At 56.1% G+C, this 16,697-nt stretch carries 14 protein-coding genes; 9 read left to right on the top strand and 5 right to left on the bottom strand.

Translation table 11 applies throughout. The annotated features are described in order from the left end of the window. Window positions 1-27 precede the first annotated feature (27 nt). The 3 genes from ACYAC5_RS09525 to ACYAC5_RS09515 all read left to right on the top strand — a co-directional run bounded on the left by ACYAC5_RS09525 (window position 28) and on the right by ACYAC5_RS09515 (window position 3,499). Window positions 28-957, top strand: a complete 930-nt coding sequence (locus ACYAC5_RS09525) for an ABC transporter substrate-binding protein (protein ID WP_280172803.1) — start codon at window positions 28-30, stop codon at window positions 955-957. Then, window positions 954-2,297 (top strand): NtaA/DmoA family FMN-dependent monooxygenase, encoded by a 1,344-nt coding sequence (locus ACYAC5_RS09520; RefSeq protein WP_462062893.1) that lies wholly within the window; start codon window positions 954-956, stop codon window positions 2,295-2,297. Before ACYAC5_RS09525 ends, ACYAC5_RS09520 begins: the two co-directional genes overlap by 4 nt. Before the next feature lie 236 nt (window positions 2,298-2,533). Further along, window positions 2,534-3,499 carry a GT-D fold domain-containing glycosyltransferase gene (locus ACYAC5_RS09515; protein WP_462062966.1) on the top strand — a complete coding sequence of 322 codons (966 nt, stop codon included), beginning with the start codon at window positions 2,534-2,536 and terminating at the stop codon, window positions 3,497-3,499. Between the two features lie 58 nt (window positions 3,500-3,557). Here the strand turns inward: ACYAC5_RS09515 and ACYAC5_RS09510 are convergent, their stop codons facing one another. Continuing rightward, on the bottom strand, window positions 3,558-4,856 hold the full coding sequence (locus ACYAC5_RS09510) for a Fic family protein (RefSeq protein WP_462062892.1): 1,299 nt from the start codon (window positions 4,854-4,856) through the stop codon (window positions 3,558-3,560). A gap of 77 nt (window positions 4,857-4,933) precedes the next feature. Further along, window positions 4,934-5,566, bottom strand: a complete 633-nt coding sequence (locus tag ACYAC5_RS09505; RefSeq protein WP_462062891.1) for a DapH/DapD/GlmU-related protein — start codon at window positions 5,564-5,566, stop codon at window positions 4,934-4,936. 132 nt (window positions 5,567-5,698) lie between these two features. Between ACYAC5_RS09505 and ACYAC5_RS09500 the strand changes: the two genes are divergently transcribed. Then, on the top strand, window positions 5,699-6,601 hold the full coding sequence (locus ACYAC5_RS09500) for a ParB/Srx family N-terminal domain-containing protein (protein ID WP_462062890.1): 903 nt from the start codon (window positions 5,699-5,701) through the stop codon (window positions 6,599-6,601). A gap of 203 nt (window positions 6,602-6,804) precedes the next feature. Here the strand turns inward: ACYAC5_RS09500 and ACYAC5_RS09495 are convergent, their stop codons facing one another. Next, window positions 6,805-7,899 (bottom strand): oxidoreductase, encoded by a 1,095-nt coding sequence (locus ACYAC5_RS09495; RefSeq protein ID WP_462062889.1) that lies wholly within the window; start codon window positions 7,897-7,899, stop codon window positions 6,805-6,807. Between the two features lie 103 nt (window positions 7,900-8,002). Here ACYAC5_RS09495 and ACYAC5_RS09490 point away from each other — a divergent pair, with 103 nt between their 5' ends. Both ACYAC5_RS09490 and ACYAC5_RS09485 read left to right on the top strand, forming a co-directional pair. Then, window positions 8,003-8,878: a LysR family transcriptional regulator gene (locus ACYAC5_RS09490; protein ID WP_137385749.1), complete on the top strand. Its 876-nt coding sequence runs from the start codon at window positions 8,003-8,005 to the stop codon at window positions 8,876-8,878. A 14-nt stretch (window positions 8,879-8,892) separates the two neighbouring features. Then, window positions 8,893-9,054 (top strand): hypothetical protein, encoded by a 162-nt coding sequence (locus tag ACYAC5_RS09485; RefSeq protein WP_462062888.1) that lies wholly within the window; start codon window positions 8,893-8,895, stop codon window positions 9,052-9,054. A gap of 83 nt (window positions 9,055-9,137) precedes the next feature. On the opposite strand, the gene ACYAC5_RS09480 is transcribed toward ACYAC5_RS09485, so the two are convergent. Together ACYAC5_RS09480 and ACYAC5_RS09475 are read right to left on the bottom strand one after the other, a co-directional pair. Beyond that, window positions 9,138-11,531 carry a glycoside hydrolase family 31 protein gene (locus ACYAC5_RS09480; RefSeq protein WP_462062887.1) on the bottom strand — a complete coding sequence of 798 codons (2,394 nt, stop codon included), beginning with the start codon at window positions 11,529-11,531 and terminating at the stop codon, window positions 9,138-9,140. 14 nt (window positions 11,532-11,545) lie between these two features. Beyond that, window positions 11,546-12,847, bottom strand: coding sequence for an MFS transporter (locus ACYAC5_RS09475; protein ID WP_280172796.1), 1,302 nt, complete (start codon window positions 12,845-12,847; stop codon window positions 11,546-11,548). Between the two features lie 230 nt (window positions 12,848-13,077). Here ACYAC5_RS09475 and uxuA point away from each other — a divergent pair, with 230 nt between their 5' ends. The 3 genes from uxuA (at window position 13,078) to uxuR (ending at window position 16,584) form a co-directional block, all read left to right on the top strand. Next, window positions 13,078-14,271, top strand: coding sequence for a mannonate dehydratase (gene uxuA / locus ACYAC5_RS09470; protein ID WP_462062886.1), 1,194 nt, complete (start codon window positions 13,078-13,080; stop codon window positions 14,269-14,271). Next, window positions 14,268-15,686: a glucuronate isomerase gene (gene uxaC / locus ACYAC5_RS09465; RefSeq protein WP_462062964.1), complete on the top strand. Its 1,419-nt coding sequence runs from the start codon at window positions 14,268-14,270 to the stop codon at window positions 15,684-15,686. The genes uxuA and uxaC overlap by 4 nt, the downstream gene beginning before the upstream one ends. Window positions 15,687-15,807: 121 nt before the next feature. Continuing rightward, a complete protein-coding gene (gene uxuR / locus ACYAC5_RS09460) occupies window positions 15,808-16,584 on the top strand; it encodes a Uxu operon transcriptional regulator (RefSeq protein ID WP_137385745.1) in 777 nt (258 codons plus the stop codon). Window positions 16,585-16,697: the final 113 nt, after the last annotated feature.

The following is a 16,697-nucleotide window of genomic DNA, read 5'->3' as shown; positions in this document are numbered from 1 at the left end:
TGTTTTCTTTTTTACCCGGGAAACGTTATGAAAATCACTTTATTAGCCAGCTCATTGTTGCTCCTCGCGGTGACTTCTCACGCTGCCACTAACCCACTGATCGTCGGCGATCAAAAAGGCAATGCCCGCGCGGTGATGTCCGCCGCTGGCGAGCTCAACAATGTGCCGTATGAAATCAAATGGTATGAGTTCCCCAACGCTGCGCCGCTGCTGGAGTCGCTCAACTCCCAGCATCTGGATGCCGGCTTAGTCGGCGATGGTCCGCTGTCGTTTGCCGTGGCCGCAGGCGCGCAGATCCGCGCCATTCAGGCATCGCAATATCTCGGCAATGCCATCCTGGTGAAAAAGGACAGCGCCCTGCACAGCATCGCCGACCTGAAAGGCAAGAAAGTGGCGACGGTAAAAGGATCGGCCGGGCAAAACATGGTGCTGAATGCGCTGCACGAAGCGGGTTTGCCCGACGACAGCGTCAATTTTGTCTTCACCACGCCGTCGGAAGCGACGCTGGCGCTGGATAATGGCGCGGTGGATGCGGTGGCAACCTGGGAACCTTATGTGTCCTTTGCCGTGGCGCAGTCCGGCGATCGCATCGCCATCGACGGCAAAAATTCGCCGGTTTCAAACTATCTGGTGGCGACCGATAGCGCCATCGCCAGCAAGCGTGAGCAGCTCACGGACTTCCGCGAGCGCCTGATTCGCGCACGTGCGTGGGGCGTGGCGCATCCACAAGCCTACGCCAGCGAGATCGCCAAACTGCTGCGTCTGCCAGATGCGGTGGCGCTGAGTAAAGTGCAGCGTGAAAACAACGCGCCGGTAGAGGATTACGCGTTGGTGGAGAAACGCCAGCAGCTGGCGATTGATACCTTCACCCGCGGCGGCCTGATCAAACCCGGCTTAAAAGCCGACAAGCTGGTGGATGCCTCCTTCTTTAACGCCAACGGAGCCGCCAAGCCATGATGAACCTGGCGCTCTACCTCGACTCCGGCATTCATCAGGGCGGCTGGCGCCATCCCGATTCAGCTGCGACCGGCGGCAGTAACTGGCCGCTGTACCGCAAAATCGCGCAGCGCGCCGAAGACGCGAAGCTGGACATGATTTTTGTCGCGGACAAGCTGGCGATTGATGATGTTTACGGCGAACATCTGGCGCACACCGTGCAGCATCGTCAGGTTGGCTGGTCTGAACCCTTAACATTATTAGCCGCGCTGGCGGCGGTGACTGACCACATCGGCCTCGGCGGCACGGTTTCCTCCTCCTATTCGGTGCCTTACACCACCGCGCGTCAGCTGGCAAACATCGACCATATTAGCGGCGGGCGCGCAGCGTGGAACGTGGTTACCTCGCTGAGCCACGCCGAAGCGCGCAACTTTGGTCGCAGCGAGCACTTCAGCCATGAAGATCGCTATCGCCGCGCGGCCGAATTTATTGATGTCATGAAAGCGCTGTGGGACAGCTTTGAAGAGGACGCGCTGATTCTGGATAAAGCGCAGGCGCACTTTGCCGACCCGGCACGCTTCCATAGGCTTGATCATCAGGGTGAATCTTTCAACGTGCAGGGACCGCTTAATCTGCCGCGTCCGCCGCAAGGCCATCCGGTGGTGATTCAGGCTGGCGTATCAGAAGCCTTTATCGATCTGGCGGCGCAACAGGCGGAAGTGCTGTTTGTGGTGCAACCCAATCGGGAACGCGCGCAGCAGTTTTATCAAACCCTGAAACAGCGTGCGCTGCAGTATCAGCGTCAGCCCGATCAACTGCGCATTCTGCCCGGCATGGTGCCGATTGTCGGCAATACGCAGCGCGATGCCGAGGAGCGTGCGGCGTACCTGAAATCATTGATTACCGTGGAATCGGGCCTCAGCTTTGTTTCGGCCAGCATGAATATCGATCTGTCGCAGTACCCCATTGACGGGCCGGTGCCTGACCTGCGTGAAAAGATCACCGGCAGCAAAGGCCGTTTTCAGTATGTGATCGCCAGCGCCATTGAGCAGAACCTGACGCTGGGCGAGATGGCGAAACGCTACGCCGAGAGCTTGTCGTTCCCGGCGCCGACCGGCACAGCGGATAGCATTGCGCAGCAGATGATTGACTGGTATCAGCATCAGGCCTGCGACGGTTTTGTCATTCTGCCCGCCTACATTGACGAGAACGAAGATCGCTTCCTCGAACAGATTGTCCCGCGCCTGCAGGCTGCGGGCGTCTTCCGCAGCGACTATCAACCGGGCACGCTGCGCGATCGTTTAGGCTTAGTAAAGCCGGAAAATCGCTTTAACCTTTCGTCATCAATTGAAATAACTTAATTAATCATTAATGCGCTGCTGCGATTATTCCTGGCAACAATTATCATAGCAGCGCGAATAAGTGCGGTTTTATTACAGTTTTATTTACCCCCTCTTCATTTAATCTTTTTTAAATTGATTAGCCATTGCGCCGCAATGACTTTTTGAGAGTTTCCTCAGCCTGTTATCCCGGATTAAGCGTGATATAAATCACGTAACTGCTCTGCGGCAAGGCCGCTAATAAAAAGAAGGTTATGATGATCAGCGCAGATTTCTTTTATCGTAAATTACGTTTTCCTTTTAAACTCACACACGCTGCTTTTAAGTTTCCGGTTGCCAATGCGCGAGCCCGGCAATATCAGGTGATGTCGCCTGAACAGACCATTGACCTGCTGCTCAGCAACCACAATCTCTCCGTAAGCCGCTATGGCGACGGCGAACTGGAAATGACCTTGTTCAAAAATATCGGTTTTCAATCTTTCGATGAACGACTCTCTATTCGCCTAAAAGAGATATTACGGCGCGGAAGTCAGCCGAAGAATCCGTGTTTATTATGTATGCCCGATGCCTTTCGCGGCACCGCGAATATGCGTTTTGGTTCGGCCCTATTCTGGTTTTTTCATAAAGCATTTTATTTTCGCCATTATGAAACCTTATTAAAGAAAGATTACCGCTACGGCAACACCTCCGTTACGCGTCCCTATCACGATTATAACGACAAGCAGCAGGCGGTTCGCGTGTTTAATAAGTTCAAGCAGCTGTTCAGCGATAAAAAGATATTAATTGTGGAAGGCAGCGGCACGCGTCTCGGCATCGGTAACGATCTGCTCGATGGCGCGCGGGAGATTAAACGCATCACCACGCTCAATCGCAACGCCTTCTCGGTCTACAACGATCTCTACAGCTCGGTGCTGGCACACGCGCGCGATTACGATATGGTGCTGATGTCGCTCGGCCCCACCGCCACGGTGCTGGCTTACGATCTCAGCCAGCATGGCATTCGCTGCATTGATACCGGCCACATTGATATCGAGTACGAATGGATGCGCAGTGCCGCGCGTGACAAGGTGCAGGTGGCTGGCAAGAACGTCAATGAAGTGGGCGTGTTACTCAGCGACGATGCGCGCGACGCCGACGATCATTATCGCCAGCAGATTTTGCTGCATGTTGGGTTGCCGCAGGAAGCGGTGCTATCGGCGATGGTAATGCATCCGCCGATCTAATCCACATCGCAAGTAATCGCAAAAACAGGGTATTTTGAGATTGCTTGCGATAACGCTGTTACCCTTCGCGCTTTTTCAGCCACTCCTGCAGCTTGCGCAGTGAAACAGGCGCCTGGTACACCGTTCCTTTCCCCTCCTTTAGTGGACGCAACAATCCCTGTTCGGTGAGGTTTTTCAGGCGCGCACGCGCGGTGTTATCCGCGATGCCGAGCCGCGATTTAATCCCGGCAGAGCTGAGTAACGAACCCGGCGCATTCAGCGCGATGGCCATGATATCCAGCTCACCTTTGGCTAAAGTCATATGCTCTTCCACCCACGTCACTAAACGTTCCCGCTCTTTATGCAGCGTGGCGATTTGCTCGGTGAAGGCAGTCACCGCGCGCATCACCACTTCGCATTGAAACTGCACGAAATAGGTCAGATCCATCTCATCAGTTTCGCTGTAAAGATAGGAAATGCCGTACTTTACCGCCGCGGCTTTCAACAGCTTGCTGATGGAGATGTAGCGGAACGCGCTGTAACCGTGACGAATCAGATGATGGTAGAACAGCCCGCGTGCGGTGCGCCCGTTGCCATCATTGAACGGGTGAATGTAGCCGATAGCAAAGTGCATCACGCAGGCCACCAGCAAAGGATGCGTGCCCTGCTGCTCCAGCCAGGCAACTTCGGCGCATAACGCGTCCAGCAGGCTATTGAGCCGCTGATAATCCGGCGGCTGATGAATGATTTCGCCGTCGCGCCCGGCAACAAACACATCGTTATTGTCGCGCACGGCGCCGGGCCGATATTTTTCATCATTAATGCCGGCGCAGGCGATGTGATGAATTTCCAGAATATCGGCGCGCGTCAGCGGCGCGTCACCCAGCGTGGCAATGTGCTGCATCAAGCGCCAGTTGCCCATGATCATGCTTTCATCTTCGTTGCGCGGTGCACGCCCCACCGCCAGCAACTCCATCGCCACGCGCGAGGTGGTCGCCGAGCCTTCCAACTGGCTGGATGAAATCGCCTCTTCCATGATCAGCTGTGACATCAGGTAAGAAGCCGCGTCCTCATTCGTTGGTTCGCCGTTGCGCGCAAAGGTCATACGATCAACCATCGACATCGCCGCCGTGATTTTGGCCGTAAGATTACAGGTCACGGTTTGATCGGCGATCACGAAGTGCTGCGCGCTGCTGCGGCGCTTGAATTTCAGTGCGCTCCACACTTTCTCACGCGTCTGACTATCACTGACACGACGATATAACTCATCGAAATGCAGATAGCGCTCATCCCACTCGGCATGACTGGCGAGGAGCGAATTAATCTCACTGATACTCAGCAAATCAATAAGTTGAGCGGGTGGGCGGCGCAGCTTCATCTCAGGCAATCTCAAAAACAGGGTATTTTGAGTTTACTTGAGATTCGCTGCGACGACAAATGGCGCTTGCAGCGCGGTTAGCTGCCGTGCCGCTGGCAAAATGCGCGGAGATCGGAGGACTGGAAATCGGCCAGATTCGCCATCAGCTTCTCCAGCGGCCAGTTCCACCAGGCAATCGCCTGCAGCTGCGCGGCAATATCCGCCGCGAAACGTGCACGGATCACTTTGGCTGGCACGCCACCGACAATGGTGTATGGCGGCACATCTTTCGTCACCACCGCACCGGCCGCCAGCACCGCGCCGTCACCCACCGCCACCCCCGGCAGTACGATCACGCCATGCCCAATCCACACATCATTGCCAATAATCACGCGATCGGCGCGACGGTCAGCAAAGAAGCCATTATCGCGTTCCGCCTGCGCATCGTAGTATTCCGGACAGTAGGTGAAACGGTGCTGCGAGGCGCGATCCATCGGATGATTGGGTGCGCCAATCCGTACATGATTGGCAATGGCGGTAAAGCGTCCGATTTGCGCATCGGCGACGCAGCAATGCTCTCCCAGATAGGAGAAGTCGCCCAGTTCGCTGTATTCGATATAGGTTTCGGCCAGCACTTCACATTGCGCGCCAATCTGGGTTTCGCGCATGCGCACGCTGGGATCGATAACAGTGTGTTGCAGTTTTGTCGGTTGCAAAGCAGCAAGTGCCATAATCAAAGCTCCGTGTGGTCAGATGTCTGGATGACCGGTTGCGACTGGGCAACCGCGAGCGACAACACTACAGCGGCAAAATGACACTAATGCTATTGTGCGTATCTGTTTCTGGCGATTTGAGGAAAAGGAATGAGAACACCGTGGTCAATACTGGCGCTGTTATGGTCAGCCGGACAGGCATCCGCCGCGCTGCCCGCCGACATCAAAGCCGGTGATATTGTGCAAGTCCAGTTAGCGCAACTCCATCCGACGCAGGCTGCGATTGGCTATCGTCAGCTGGATTACAAACAGCATCGTTATGAAGCCGAACCGAAAAAGCTGTTCGATGATTATTGCGAAAGCATGGGGCAGAAAGGCGTTGATAAATTTGACAGTAAATCACGTCTCTCGCAGCCCAGCAGCTTCAGCTGTAAAGCGCCGGTCGGCAGCGAACCGGGGCCGATGAAAACGGCGGTGATTGCGCCGGATAACGTGTTGTACCTCACCGATGGTCATCATACTTTCAGCAATTTCGCCGATATCGCCGGTCTTAACACGCCGGTGCAGGTGCGCATCACCGATGACTTCCGCAGCCTGAAAACCATGTCCGCCTTTTGGCAAAAAATGGAAAAGGCACATCTGGTATGGCTGGATACGCCTGCTGGCAAAATTAAACCGGATGCGCTGCCGAAAGAGTTGGGCCGCCAGCATATGCAGAATGATGAATATCGCTCGCTGGTCTATTTCGTGCGCGATATTGGCTTTGAGAAGGAGCAGAATCCGCCGCCGTTCCTCGAGTTCTACTGGGGCAAATGGCTGGAAACGCAGCTGCCGCTGAAGAACTATGACCTCAACAATCGCAGCGGTTACGCCAAAGCGCTGGAAACCATCGCTGAGAAGATGACCAGCGTGCCGAAAGACACGGTAATTGCGCACAGCGATAGCGGCCCGCTGACGGCGGATCGGTTAGGCGCACGTAAGAAAGTGAACGAGAAGAAGCTGGAGAAGCTGGTCTCTGACAATGGCAAACTGACGTGGGCTTTTGCGCAATAATCGTGTGGTCGCCATTCATGGCGTAATGCTCGTCAGTTGAGACATGAAAACCCTTAATTATCGAGAGCACACATTGTAGCGGCGCAATTTATCGCGCGATAAATCGCGCCGCTACGGAAGGTGCGGTGATTTGATACGGCGCTTAACTGATCGGCATTACGCCATTCATGGCGACCCATTCACCCATCAGCGCCCTTTCAGCGTTAAACCAATTCGCAGTTTTTCACACCCGCCGATGGCGCCAGCAGATTTTTATCAAATGCGCGCAGTGCCACGCCATCACGAATACGCATCGGCCAGTCGGGATTGGCTAGCGCGCTTTTGCCTATCGACACATAATCCGCGCCCTGCTCCAGCGCCTGCGCCGCCGTGCTGGCATCACTTAACGCGCCATTGGCGATAATCGGCAATTTCGGTGCCGCCTGACGCGCAATTTGCACCAGTGACAGCGGCGAATCGGCAAACGCCGGTTGCAGCGCGTCATATTCAGTCAGATGCAGATAATCCACGCCGGCCTCAGCAATCGCGGCGAATACCAGGCGCGCGCCCGCTTCGCCTTCCCGCCATTTGTGATGAAAATCATTCACTTTGCCCTGTGAGAGGCGAATTCCCAGCGTAACATCCTTGCCTACGCGCTGGCGCACCGCGGCAATCACCGCCAACGTCAGAGACAAACGCGCCACGATATCGCCGCCCCAGCGATCGCTGCGCTGATTAGTGTAATCGGTAAAGAACTGGTCAAGCAGATAGCCGTTAGCGCCATGAATTTCGATGCCATCAAAACCCGCTTCGCCGATTGCCCGCGCCGCAGTGTGCGCAAAGCTGTCGATCACCTGCTGGATCTGCTCTTCATTCATTTCGCGTGGCAGCGGATAGGCGCCATGACCGTGATAGAAACCGAGTTGTTCCCCGCGCGGCTGCACCGCTGAGGGCGCGAGCGTGTCCGGTCGATAGATGTTGCCCTGCGATATCGCCCCAGCATGCATCAACTGCGCAATGATTTTGCCGCCATGCTGATGCACCCGATCGGTGATCGCGCGCCAGCCGGCGCTCTGTTTAGCGTTAATCAGCCCCGCCTGAAACGCATAGGTTTGCGACCAGGCTTCATCGATATAGATGCCTTCGGTGATGATGGCGCTGAAGCCGCCGCGCACGAAGCGCTGATAGTAGTGCTGCATACGTTCGCCTGGTATGCCGTCAACGCTGGCGGAGATGCGCGTCATGGGCGCCACCATAATGCGATTCTTCAGCGCCAGCCGATTCAGTGTGCCGCTCTGAAAAAGATGTTTATCACTCATATTGCTCTCTGGATGCGGATTATCTACAGAGCGCAGTATATTCGGTCGCCACAGGGACAAAAATGGCCGATGATGATACGTCTGTATAACGGAAATCGTTACAATGAACTCAAAAGATGTTGAGGTGTTCCTGATGGTCACCCAGACGCGCAGCTTGACTCAGGCCGCGCGGCGACTGAACACCACGCCGATGACGGTCTCACGCCGACTCGCCTCGCTGGAAGAAGATCTCGGCGTGCGCCTGCTGCATCGCACCACCCGCGCCATTGCGTTAACAGATGAAGGTGAAGAGTTTCTGCCTTACGCCAAAACCCTGACGGAAACCGAACAGAGCGCGCGCAATCTGTTCTCGCCGAATAAACAGGGCGCCACCGGCCAGCTGCGCATCACCGCACCTTCTGGTTTTGGCCGCCGCACCATTATTCCGTTGCTGCCCGCGCTGATGGCGGAGAATCCCGAACTGAAGATCGATTTCCAGCTCAGCGATAACGTCACCGATATTATTGGGCTGGGCTACGATGTCGCCATTCGCATCGCCCCGCTGCGGGATTCGCGCTTAGTCGCGCAGCGGCTGGCGGACAATCCGCGCGTGCTCTGTGCTTCTCCAGACTATCTGGCGCGCTTTGGCACGCCAAAACTGCTGGCCGATTTGCATCAGCATAACTGCCTGCGCTTATCCGGCGTGCCGCAATGGAGTTTTATAGTCGACGACCATATTTCCAGTGTCAGCGTTGAGGGCCGTTTTAGCGGCAGCAATGTGGAAGGCGTGCGTACTTTGTGCGTGGCGGGCAGCGGCATCGCCCAGCTCTCTGCGTGGGATGTGCAGCAAGAGTTGGCGGCAGGTGAACTGACTGAGATTACCTTGCGAGATGCCCAACCGCAGCTTCTCGGCGTCTGGGCGCTGTTTCCCACCGCACGGCACCTGCCAACGCGCGTCACGGTTTTTCTAAACGCCCTAAAACAGGCGATGGCGCGCTAATTCAGAAAATGTGCATGGCGAATCAGGGGCAAAATCTGGATGCGGAAGAGGTGGGATTAACCGCGAAGAAAATTAAAATCGACGCATTTCTTGAATTGATTCTGGCAGGAAAGATCAGCGATGCGACAACGGTTACCGCGTTTTTTTTGGCGCGGGCGAAAGGGTTAATCAACTGATCTCTCTGCTTTATTCCAGGTGCGCATGAATGCGCACCCTACAAATACAACATCGATGTTGTGCCGCCATTCAGGGCGACCGATTACTCCGCAGCAATATCCGCTAACACCGCTTCTGCCTGCGCCTTATCCACCGCCACGCCATCAATAAACAGCTGACGCTGTTCACCCGGCGGCAGCATAATCTTCAGCGTCTGCCAGGCTGGCTGGAAGCTACCTTTGCGCTGGAAGTTAAGGTGAATCGCCTCAGCATCGCTGCGCATTTTCCAGTTGAGCCACAGCGCATTGCCCTGCTGATAAGCCCAGCTTTCGCCATCATCCTCAAACAGCACACCGTGGCTAACCCCTTTGCCTTTCAGCGGGAACAGCTGCAAGGTGCGGCGATCGTCAGTTTTAGTGTCAACATGACGCAGGCGCTCGCTGAGCGGTAAGCCCGCTCCGGCACGCACCAGCATCGGCTGGGTTTCCAGCGGAGCCGCCAGCGTGATCCATTGACCGCCGCTGAACCATTGCTGGGTAGCGAAGTCATACCAGCCAGTTTGGTTGTCGGGCAGCCACAGACGACGCTCGCGCTGGCCGGGTTCGACCACGCTGGCCACCAGCAGATCGCGGCCCAGCATAAACTCATCGCACTCGGCGAACGTCTGCGCATCCTGTTCATGATCGAGGAAAGTCGGACGCAGCATCGGTTCATCGTCAGCATGCGCCTGCCACAGTAACGTATAGAGGTAAGGCAGCAGACGATAACGCAGTTCAATCGCAGCGCGGATCGCAGGCGTAGCCGCCGGATACATCCAGGGTTCATTGACGGTGTGATCGTCATTCCACGAGTGAATGGTGAAACGCGGATGCATCACGCCGTTTTGTACCCAGCGCACAAACAGTTCTGGATCTGGTTTATCGCCGGAGAAGCCACCGACGTCGTGTCCCACGTTGTACAAACCGGACAGGCTCATACCCAATCCCATGCGGATGTTGTAACGCAACGTGGTCCAGTTGGTGCGGTTATCGCCGCTCCAGGTTTGCACATAGCGCTGCATCCCGGCGCAACCCGAACGGGAAATCAGGAAAGGACGTTTTTCCGGCGCGAAGCGCTGTTGCGCTTCCATCGAGGCGCGCATCATCAGCAGCGGCATCACCGGGCGAATGTGTTTGATGGCAATTGGCGTGCCGAAACCGTGGCAACGCGCTTCGCCGTCCCACACTTCATATTCGTTATTATCGTTCCAGGTGGAATCGATGCCCTTTTCCAGCAGCTGTTTGGTGACGTTTTCCTGCCACCAGGCGACGGCTTGCGGATGGGTAAAATCGAGATGTGAACCTTCGTCATCCCAGAACACCGAACGTTCAGGCGCATCTTCTTCGGAGTCACGGATAAACAGCCCTTGTTCCGCCACTTCGTTATAACGCGGATGATCCTGTAACAGGCACGGTTTGATATTGGCGGCGAGGCGCAAGCCGGCGTCGTGAAACGCCTGGCTCATCACCTCCGGCTGCGGCACTTTGTCGTAGTTCCAGTTGAACACGTAGCGCTTGTTGTTAATCGAGGTGTAGCCGGACGAGAGCTGGAATGAATCGCACGGAATATCGTGCTCTTCGCACAGGCGGATGAAGTTCATCAGCTGATGTTGCGCATCCGGCGCATCGGTGTAATGCATGGTTGAACCGCTGTAGCCAAGGCTCCATTTCGGGCCGAACAGCGTTTTACCTGTGAGACGCACGAAGGCTTTGGTGACATCCAGCACCTTGTCACCGACAAACAGGTAATAGTCGATATCACCGCTTTCCGCCTGCCAGCGGCGATACGGTTGGTGATAGTTATCGAGTTCATTACCCAGATCAAACCAGCTGCTGCTGAGGTTATCGTAATAGAGACCAAAGCTAACATCGGTACGACGGGTGATGGTAAACGGCACATGCTTGTACAGCGGATCGGTGGAGGCCGCGTTGTAGCCCATCGCATCAAGGTTACGCATCTCATAGCGCTGGCCATTACGCTGCAAATCACCGGTTTTCTCGCCCAGACCATAATAGCGATCGTCGTTCATGCGGCACTGATAGTGCGCCACGCCATCGCCGTGCGCGTTGATTTGATAAGCGCTGGTTGGACGGTCGCAGGTCAGCAGCTGCCATGCGCCGTGGCTGTCGCAATATTGCCACTCCAGCGCCAGCGGTTGATGGACGATCACCCGCAGCTTATCGGTGGCCACCACCAGCGTGTCGCCCTCTTCTTCCAGCGTGAACGATGGCAAGGTGAATCCGGCCAGGCTGTCACGCTGACGCCCTTCCCACGGCACATCACTTTGTGGCGCGATGCTCCAGGTGCGATCGAGGCTGTATGCGCCATGACGTTTAACCGCCACGCGGAACATGCCCGTTTCCAGCACATACAGACACAGCGTGTGTTTGCCGTCGACGGTTAACGCCACGTGGTGTGCATCGGAACCGGCTAATGACCAATTTTTTAACGTTTTCATCGTTACCTACTTTTTCATGCGCGCTGGGCGCGACGTTCAGCAATAAAAGCAATCAGGAATACGGCGCCAATCAGGTCGAAGAAGCCCATGGCGACAAACAGCGGATTAAAGCCAATGGTGTCGGCGGTAACGCCGATCAGTAGTGAGAACAGGAAGCTGGAGATCCAGGCGAACGAGCCGCGCATGCCGTTGACGGTGGCCATCTGGCCTTTATCAAACTTCTCCACCACCAGCGCGCTCAGCATGCAGGAGATGATCTGATGGCCGAAACCACCAATCGAGATCAGCGCAATCGCTACATAAGGATCTTTAGTCACCGCGACCAGCGCCAGCGACAGCATCAGGAAAGCGCCCGTCACCGAACTCGCCACCACGGAATTAACCTGGGTAAAACCAAAGATTTTGGTGTAGAGCCGCGTCAGATAGCCGCTGGCCGCGCTGCCTAAATCGGCGGCGAGGAACGGCAGCCAGGCGAACATAGCAATCTGCTTCAGATCCATACCCAGCTCTTTCGCCAGATAGAGCGGCACCCAGAAGCTCAGCACGCCCCAGGCAGGTTCAGCCATAAAGGCGGGAATGGCGATGCCGTAAAAACGTTTGTTTTTCGACACGGTTTTCAGCGCGGTGAAGAACGGCAGTTTCACTGCTGGCGGTTCGTTATCCTGACGAATAAATTCCAGTTCCGAGGCCTGCAGATTGGGATGCTGCTCCGGATCGCGATAGAACAACCACCACAGCACCACCCAACCCAACGCCAGGCAGCCGGTGAACAGGAACGCGCCCTGCCAGCCAAAGGAAGCGTGCGCAAAGTAGATAATCGGGGGTGCCAGCATCGCGCCAAGCGAGAAGCCCACCCCCGCCCATCCGGCGGCGATAGGACGCTCTTTTTTCGGGAACCATTCGCCAATCACTTTGGCGTTAGCGGGCGTGGCTGCTGCTTCAGCGCCGCCCATGACAAAACGCAGGATAGCCAGATGCACCCAATTGGCCGCGCCAGCGTGGAACAAACAGGCGACGGCCCAAATGGTGGCGCAGATCAGGAAGCCGACTTTCAGGCCAATAACGTCGATCAGCCAGCCGCAAATCGGTTGAAAGAAGGTATACGCCAGCTGGAATGCGCCGACGATCCAGGAATATTGTTCGGTGGTGATGTTGAGGCTGGTTTTGAGCTCCGGTGCCAGCAAGCCCAACGAGTTACGGGTGATGTAGTTGACCGTGACGCCTGCTAAGAACAGCACCAATACCCACCAGCGCAGATTGCGCAAGGTGCGTTTGGTGCCTGCGGCGGTTATCCCTGGGTTTAAACTGCGGTTCATCTGATTCTCCGTTAGTGAGTCATTTCTAACCATCCGCCAGGAGTGAACCACAGTTGCGAAAAGTGGTCGCCAGATTGATGTCGCAAATGTGATCTGGTTAACCAAAATCACTTACCAGGTTGACTTAACCCCGTAAAGAGCAGAGTTTTAATCCGGAATCGCGTAGTTATTATCTGATGTAATGCGCTAATAAAGAATATTGGTCAACCAATAGTGAGTGAGGTAACAACATGAAGCAGACCTGGCGCTGGTACGGCCCCAACGATCCTGTCTCTCTGGCCGATGCGCGCCAGGCGGGCGCAACCGGCATCGTCACCGCACTGCACCACATCCCTAATGGCGAAGTGTGGTCAGTCGACGAAATCATGCAGCGCAAGGCGCTGGTGGAAGCCGCCGGTTTGGTGTGGTCGGTGGTGGAGAGCGTGCCGATTCATGAAGAGATTAAAACCGGCAGCGGCCGCTGCCAGCACTGGATCAGCAATTATCAGCAGTCGCTGCGCAACCTGGCGCAGTGCGGCATTAAAACCGTGTGCTACAACTTCATGCCGATCCTTGACTGGACGCGCACCGATCTCGAATATCTGCTGCCGGATGGCGCGAAAGCCCTGCGTTTTGATCAGATTGAGTTCGCGGTGTTTGAACTGCACATTCTGCAGCGTCCCGGCGCGGAGCAGGATTACAGTGCGCAAGAGATCGCCGAGGCTGCTGAACGCTTTGCAACGATGAGTGAAGAGCACCGTAACCGCCTGATGCGCAACATCATCGCCGGTTTGCCGGGTGCGGAGGAAGGCTACACGCTGGATCAATTCCGCGCCCAGCTGGCGCGTTATCAAGGTATCGGTAAGGCCGAGCTGCGAGAGAATTTTGCCACCTTCCTGCGCGCCATTGTCGCGGTTGCGGAAGAAGTGGGCGTACGCATGGCGGTACATCCGGACGATCCGCCACGCCCAATTCTCGGCTTACCGCGCATCGTTTCCAACGCCGACGATCTGCAATGGATGATCGATACCGTCAGCAGCCCCGCCAACGGTTTCACCATGTGTACCGGCTCGTACGGCGTGCTGGCAGAGAATGATTTAGCCGGCATGGTCAAGCGCTTCGGCCCACGCATCTACTTCGCGCATCTGCGCTCCACCAAGCGGGAAGAGAACCCCAACAGCTTCCACGAAGCCGCGCATTTGGGTGGCGATGTCGATATGTTTGCGGTGATCAAAGCGATTGCCGAAGAGGAACAGCGACGTAAAGCCGCAGGACAGCCGGATTTGATTCCGATGCGTCCCGACCACGGCCACCAGATGCTGGATGACCTGAAGAAGAAAACCAATCCCGGCTACTCGGCGATTGGTCGCCTGAAAGGATTGGCGGAAATTCGCGGCGTCGAACTGGCGATCCACCGCGCCTATTTTGCTCAGGAAGCCCAATAATGCGCTTTATGGATGAAGATTTTCTGCTGCAGAGCGACATCGCGCGGCGCTTGTACCACGACTTCGCTTCGGATATGCCAATCTACGATTATCACTGTCACCTCAATCCTCAGGAGATTGCTGAAGATCGTCGCTTCGCCAACCTCGGCCAAATCTGGCTGGAAGGCGATCACTACAAATGGCGCGCGCTGCGCGCCGCGGGCGTCGATGAGTCGTTGATTACCGGCAAGAACACCAGCGACTACGACAAGTATCTCGCCTGGGCGCAAACGGTGCCAAAAACCCTCGGTAACCCGCTCTATCACTGGACGCACCTTGAACTGCGGCGCCCGTTTGGCATCACCGATACGCTGTTTGGCCCGGACACCGCGCCTGCGATCTGGCAGCGCTGCGCGGAACAGCTGGCGACGCCGGAATTTTCCGCGCGCGGCATCATGCGCCAGATGAAGGTGCGCATGGTCGGCACCACCGACGATCCGGTTGATTCACTGCACTATCACCGTCAAATCGCCGATGACCGCAGCTTTGATATTGACGTTGCGCCGAGCTGGCGTCCGGACAAGGTCTTCAAAATCGAGCTGGAGGGTTTTGTCGACTATCTTGCTCGTCTGGAAGCCGCCGCCGATGTCGCCATCGACAGCTTCGAGGCGCTACGCCGCGCGATGTTACGACGCCTTGACCACTTCTCCGCCCACGGTTGTCGCGCCTCAGATCACGGTATTGAAACCCTGCGCTTTGCGCCGGTGCCGGACGACCGCGTGCTCGATACGATTTTGGCGAAACGTCGCCGTGGCGATGCGCTGGATGAATTGGAAATCGCCCAGTTCAGCAGCGCGGTGTTGGTGTGGCTCGGCAGCGAATATGCGCGGCGCGGCTGGGTAATGCAGCTGCACATCGGCGCGATTCGTAATAACAGCACACGCATGTTCCGCCAGCTCGGGCCAGACAGCGGGTTTGATTCGATTGGCGATAACAATATTGCCTGGCCGCTGGCGCGCCTGCTGGATGCGATGGACCTCAACGATCAGCTGCCGAAAACCATTCTCTATTGCCTCAATCCGCGCGATAACGAAGTGCTGGCTACTATGGCGGGCAACTTCCAGGGCGCGGGTATTGCTGGCAAGGTGCAGTTCGGTTCAGGCTGGTGGTTCAACGATCAGCACGACGGCATGCTGCGTCAACTGGAGCAACTGTCGCAAATCGGCTTGCTCAGCCAGTTTGTCGGTATGCTGACCGATTCACGCAGCTTCCTCTCCTACACGCGCCACGAATACTTCCGCCGTATTCTGTGCAATCTGCTGGCGCAGTGGGTAAAAGACGGCATTGTGCCGCACGATGAGCCGATGCTCGGCAACATGCTGCGCGACATCTGCTTCAACAATGCCGAACGCTATTTCGCGCTGAAAGCCCAGTGATGGTGGCCTGGTCACTGCACGCCGTGACCAGGCCGATTCTTATTCGCTATGCTATAGTGCGCGTCTCTGAGTGAGGCTGTATCAGAGATTGTGAATCCTTTAACACACAGAAAAGAGCACGATGAAAACTCAAACTTCAGCACAGCGCCCTTATCAGGAAGTCGGGGAAATGCTCCGCCAGATGATCACGCAGAAGCAGTATGCGGTGGGCGAACGACTGCCGCCGGAGCGCGAACTCGCCGCGCTACTGAATGTGACGCGTACGCTGGTGCGTGAAGCGCTGATTATGCTGGAGCTGGAAGGATTAATTGAGGTACGTCGCGGTGCGGGCATCTATGTGATTCACGATTCGCCGCAGCAACCTGTTTCGCTTCACAAAGCCAGCAACGATGCCGGGCCGTTCGAGATGTTGCAGGCGCGTCAGCTGCTGGAGAGCAATATTGCCGAGTTCGCCGCGCTGCAGGCGACGCGTGAAGACATCATGAAGATGCGCCAGGCGCTGGAGCTGGAAGAGAAAGAGCTGGCGTCGGGTGCGGTCAACCAAAGTGAAAACGGCGATCGCAATTTCCATCTGGCGATTGCCGAAGCCACCCACAACAGCATGCTGGTTGAGCTGTTTAAGCAATCCTGGCAGTGGCGTGAAGATAACGTGATGTGGAGCCAACTGCATCGCCATCTGGTCAACAACGATTACCGCAAACAGTGGCTCGACGATCATAAAAAGATCCTCGCGACGCTGATCAAAAAAGACGCGCGCGCCGCCAAGCTGGCGATGTGGCAACACCTTGAAAATGTGAAACAGCGGCTGCTGGAGTTCTCAGACGTTGATGATATCGATTTCGATGGTTATCTGTTTGAGTCATGGCCGCTGTACGCCACCCATAATCCGCCAAACTAATTTGCGTTAACGACTTATCTTGTAAGGCTAATTACCAAGAGCACACATTGAAGCGGCGCAATTCATTGCGCGCTAAATCGCGCCGCTACGGAAGGCGCGCTGATTCGGTACGG

Source organism: Pantoea sp. y20, assembly GCF_054903455.1.
The sequence above is the reverse complement of the archived record's forward strand: the minus strand, read 5'-3'. Positions and strand labels throughout refer to the sequence as shown.